Annotated in this window: 6 protein-coding genes and 1 pseudogene; 4 read left to right on the forward strand and 3 right to left on the reverse strand. The window is 74.4% G+C overall.

The window, feature by feature from the left end; genetic code table 11:
• Nucleotides 1–299, reverse strand: a pseudogene (locus tag AX737_RS13865) (TerB family tellurite resistance protein); the annotation flags it as partial.
• A 161-nt stretch (nucleotides 300–460) separates the two neighbouring features.
• The gene (locus AX737_RS13870; RefSeq protein ID WP_066922238.1) at nucleotides 461–730 is read right to left on the reverse strand and encodes a hypothetical protein; all 270 of its coding nucleotides are present in this window, start codon (nucleotides 728–730) and stop codon (nucleotides 461–463) included.
• A 269-nt stretch (nucleotides 731–999) separates the two neighbouring features.
• Here AX737_RS13870 and AX737_RS13875 point away from each other — a divergent pair, with 269 nt between their 5' ends.
• The 4 genes from AX737_RS13875 to AX737_RS13890 all read left to right on the forward strand — a co-directional run bounded on the left by AX737_RS13875 (nucleotide 1,000) and on the right by AX737_RS13890 (nucleotide 4,008).
• Nucleotides 1,000–1,611 carry an urease accessory protein UreE gene (locus AX737_RS13875; RefSeq protein ID WP_066922230.1) on the forward strand — a complete coding sequence of 204 codons (612 nt, stop codon included), beginning with the start codon at nucleotides 1,000–1,002 and terminating at the stop codon, nucleotides 1,609–1,611.
• A gap of 113 nt (nucleotides 1,612–1,724) precedes the next feature.
• The gene (locus AX737_RS13880) at nucleotides 1,725–3,203 is read left to right on the forward strand and encodes a protein adenylyltransferase SelO (RefSeq protein ID WP_066922232.1); all 1,479 of its coding nucleotides are present in this window, start codon (nucleotides 1,725–1,727) and stop codon (nucleotides 3,201–3,203) included.
• Nucleotides 3,204–3,340: 137 nt separating this feature from the next.
• The gene (locus tag AX737_RS13885; protein WP_066922234.1) at nucleotides 3,341–3,646 is read left to right on the forward strand and encodes a hypothetical protein; all 306 of its coding nucleotides are present in this window, start codon (nucleotides 3,341–3,343) and stop codon (nucleotides 3,644–3,646) included.
• 74 nt (nucleotides 3,647–3,720) lie between these two features.
• Entirely contained in the window at nucleotides 3,721–4,008 is a 288-nt protein-coding gene (locus tag AX737_RS13890) for an MTH1187 family thiamine-binding protein (protein ID WP_066922236.1), read from the forward strand.
• A 9-nt stretch (nucleotides 4,009–4,017) separates the two neighbouring features.
• Here the strand turns inward: AX737_RS13890 and AX737_RS13895 are convergent.
• Nucleotides 4,018–4,453 (reverse strand): MucR family transcriptional regulator (locus tag AX737_RS13895; RefSeq protein WP_082773038.1); only part of this gene is annotated, 436 nt, incomplete at its 5' end.

The raw sequence follows: 4,453 nt of genomic DNA on the forward strand, positions 1-4,453 counted from the left end.
GTCTTGGCGAGGTCGAAGAGCCGCTCGACCCCGGCGCGCTCGGCCGCCTCGACCCGCACCACCCGGCCGAAGGCCTCGATTTCGGAGGGGACCACCACGCCGTCGGACTTCGCCATCTTGGCGGCGAGCGCCACAAGTCCCGTCGTGAACACCACCTCGCGCGGCGTGCGGCCGAAAGGCGCACCCTCGCGATCGAACAGGTAATGCCCGGCGACGCTGCCCGCGAGCGCCCCGAGCGGGCCGCCGACCGCCATGCCGATGCCGGCGCCGCCGATCTTGCCCCAGAGACCCGAGGTCATCGCGGCGGCGTCCGGGAGAGGCGGGAAGGGGAGGGCATCGTCGGGGCTGCGCGGGCGAGGGGGCCGCATGCGATAGCGGCTCGCGCCCCAACGGAAAAGGGCCGGAGCGTCGACGCTCCGGCCCCCGACCATGCGGCCCGCGCAGGGTCGATCAGGCTCGCTCAGCGGCAGTACACGTCGCCGTAGGCGTCGCGGTAGGTGCCGTAGGGGCAGCGGGGCGCGGTGGCGGCACCCGCGATGGCGCCGCCGGCGCCGCCGATCGCCGCGCCCGCGAGCGCGCCGCCGGCCCGGCCCGTGGCGAGACCGCCGACCGCCGCGCCGAGGCCCGCGCCCAGGACGCCGCCGCCGAGCGCGCGATCCTGCGGCGTGTTGCAGGCGCCGAGCGAGAGGGCCAGGGTGCCGGCGAGCGCCGCGGCAACGAGCTTCTTCATCATGGGGTCTCCCTTGTGCGGTCCGGCGTTCCGCCGCGACGATGGTGCGGAGCGAGCTTAGCCGTTATGGTCCTTGAACGCGAACCGAACGGCCAAGGTTCCGCCCGGCCCGAGGTTCCGCCCGGCATAAGCTTCCGGACGAGCCAGGGCTCAGGTCGCGCGGGCGGCGCCCGCACGGCTTCCCTTCGGCCGTCCGCGTTCCGACATGCGGAGGACCGCGCGTCCCCGCGCGGACCGACGCGATCCTTCGAGCCCCTTCCGAGGACCCCATGCAGAGAGCCACGACCCTGGTGCGCAAGCCCGCCGTGCGGCCGGATGCCGTCGTCGACACGGTCGTGCTCGACCATGCCGCCCGCGGCCGGGCGAGCGGACATCTGCACGCCCAGGGCGGGCTCGCCTTCGACCTCGCCCTGGCGAGGTCGGCCACGATCGAGGACGGCGACGCCCTGCGGCTGGAGGACGGGCGCCTCGTGGCCGTGCGCGCCGCGCCCGAGGCGCTGCTGGAGGTGCGGGCCGAGAACCCGGCCCGCCTGATGCGCCTCGCCTGGCAGCTCGGCGGGAACCACGTGGCCACCGAGGTCGCGGCGGACAGGCTCTACGTGCCCGACACGCCGGCGAATGCCGAGCTGATCCGGGGCCAGGGCTGCGCCGCCGCCGCGGTCTCGCGCGCCTTCCGCCCGGAGCGGGAGGCCCACGACCACAGCACCTGCGGGCACGACCACGGCCATCAGCACGCGCACGCTCATCACGAGCACGACCACGCCCATTCGCACGATCATGGACACGACCATGGACACGGGCACGACCACGAGCACGGCCACGAGCACGGCCACGAGCACGGCCACCATGTGCACGGTCCCGGTTGCCGGCACGGGCACTGAGCGCGCCGGCCCCCTCCGCGCCGCCGGCCTCGCGGCGGCGCCTTGAACCCGGGGCCCGCGTCCCCATTGGTCCTGAGGACCCCCGAGAGGACCCGAGAGGACCAGCCAGCCCCATGTCGGCCCCGCTCCCCTTCGACAACAGCTACGCCCGCCTGCCCGACCGCTTCTTCCGGCGGCTCGCGCCGACCCCGGTCGCGGAACCGAGCCTGATCACGCTCAACCGCGACCTCGCTCTGGAGCTGGGGCTCGACCCCGGCTGGCTCGGCGGCCCGGAGGGCCTCGCGATGCTCGCGGGCAACCGCCTGCCGGAGGGGACCGAGCCGCTCTCCGCGGCCTATGCGGGCCATCAGTTCGGAAACTTCGTGCCGCAGCTCGGCGACGGGCGGGCCATCCTGCTCGGCGAGGTCATCGACCGGGCGGGGCGGCGGCGCGACATCCAGCTCAAGGGAGCCGGCCCGACCCCGTTCTCCCGCCACGCCGACGGCCGGGCGGCGCTCGGGCCGGTGCTGCGCGAGTACCTCGTCAGCGAGAGCATGGCGGCGCTCGGCATCCCGACCACCCGGGCGCTCGCGGCTGTCAGGACGGGCGAGCGCGTGGTGCGCGAGACCGTGCTGCCGGGCGCGGTGCTCACCCGGGTGGCCGCGAGCCATATCCGCGTCGGCACCTTCCAGTTCTTCGCGGCGCGCGGCGACACCGAGGCCCTGCGGGCGCTCGCCGACCACGTGATCGCGCGGCACGATCCCGAGGCGGCCGCGGCCGGGAATCCCTACCGCGCGCTGCTGGAGGGCGTGATCGGCCGGCAGGCGGAGCTCGTCGCGCGCTGGCTGCTGGTCGGCTTCGTCCACGGGGTGATGAACACCGACAACATGTCGGTGGCGGGCGAGACGATCGATTACGGCCCCTGCGCCTTTCTGGATGCCTACGACGCCCGCGCGACGTTCAGCTCGATCGACCAGCACGGGCGCTACGCCTACGGCAACCAGCCGCGCATCGCCCTCTGGAACCTGACCCGGCTCGCCGAGGCGCTGCTGCCGCTGCTCGCCGCGGACGAGGAGGCGGGGGTGAAGGAGGCCGAGGCGGCGCTCGGCGGTTTCGCGCCCCGCTTCGAGGCGGCCTATCATGGCGGGCTGGCGCGCAAGATCGGCCTCGCCGAGATGCGCGCGGGCGACGCGGAACTGGCCGGCGACCTCCTGCGGCGCATGGCCGAGAACCAGGCCGACTTCACCCTCACCTTCCGGCGCCTCGCGGACGCGGCCGCGGATCCGGCCGCGGACGGACCGGTGCGCGACCTCTTCGTCGATCCGACCGCCTACGATGCCTGGGCCGCGCGCTGGCGCGAGCGCCTGGACCGCGCGCCGCGCGGACCGGCCGAGACGGCGGCGGCGATGCGGGCGGTCAACCCGGCCTACATCCCGCGCAACCACCGGGTCGAAGCGGTGATCGAGGCGGCGGTCGAACGGGGAGACTTCGCGCCGTTCGCGGAGCTGCTGGGCGTGCTCGCCCGGCCCTACACGGATCAGCCGGGCCTGGCACGGTACGGCGAGGCGCCGGAAGGCGGCGGGATCGGCTACCGGACCTTCTGCGGAACGTGACGCCGCGCGAGGGCCCGAGATCGCGGATCCGGCCGCGAACACAGCCCGGCGCAAGCGAAGCCTGTTCGACCTGTCGGTGATGACCACGACAATGCGGGCCGCCGACGGCGCCCCCCGACGAACCATCGGAGCCCGGGATGTCCGAACTCTCGAACGAGGATCGGCGCGCGGTCGAGAGGCTGAGCTTCTTCATGCTGAAGGAGGTCTGCTGCTCGACGGCCGACGCCATGGCGAAGATGGACCCCGAGGCCGCACGCACGCTCCTCACGGGGATCGAGACCCTGCTCACGGGCGCCATCGCCCGCATCGACGCGCAGCAATCCGAGGGCGCGAACTCGACGGCGATCGCCCTGGAAGTCGGCGCGCGGATCGCTGACGTCCTCGATCAGGCGCGCGCGAGCCTGAGCGCCGGCGCCGCGCGGGCGGCGGCGCGCGCGGGCTGAGGCGGGCGACGCGGCCGGCGGCCGCGGCCCGCATCCCCGCGACGCCGCAAGACCTTGCCGGAGAGGAGTGTTCCATGAGGGTTGCGGCGGATCTCTGCATCGTGCCGATGGGCGTGGGCCCCTCGGTCTCGCCCTACGTGCGCGAGATCAAGGCGCTGATCGAGGCCAGCGGCCTCGACGCGACGATGCATCCCAACGGCACCAACATCGAGGGCGAACTCGGCGCCATCTGCGAGCTGGCCGAGCGCTGCGAGGCGCGGCTCGCCGAGATGGGCGTGCAGCGCACGTTCTTCACGCTGATCTTCTCGACGCGCCGGGACAAGGAGCAGTCGATGGCCGACAAGCTCGCCGCCGTCTCCTGAGGCGGCGCCTCAGCCTTTCCGCCGGCGGCCGGCCGGCGCCGCCGGGGCCTCCGCGGGCTTCGCCCGCTCGGCGAGGGCGCCGGGACGTCCGAGGCCGATCTGCTTGGCCAGCGCCGAGCGCTGAGCGGCGTAGGCGGGAGCGACCATGGGGTAGTCGTCGGGCAGGCCGTAGCGCTGGCGGTAGGCGCGGGGGTCGAGGCCGTGGGTGGTGAGGTGGCGCTTGAGCGTCTTGTAGGTCTTGCCGTCGATGAAGCTGATCAGCCCCTCGTCGGTGACCGACTTGCGGATCTGGGCGGGGCTCGGCTTCTCGACCGGCGCCTCGACCTCGGCGGCCGCCGGGGCGGCCCCGCTCAGGCGCAGCAGGGCCGCGTGCACGCCCGCGATCAACCCGCCCAGCTCGGCCGCCGGCACGGAGTTGTTCGACACGTAGGCCGATACGATGTCG

This window comes from Methylobacterium sp. CCH5-D2, assembly GCF_001556475.1.
GTDB classification, from domain to species: domain Bacteria; phylum Pseudomonadota; class Alphaproteobacteria; order Rhizobiales; family Beijerinckiaceae; genus Methylobacterium; species Methylobacterium hispanicum.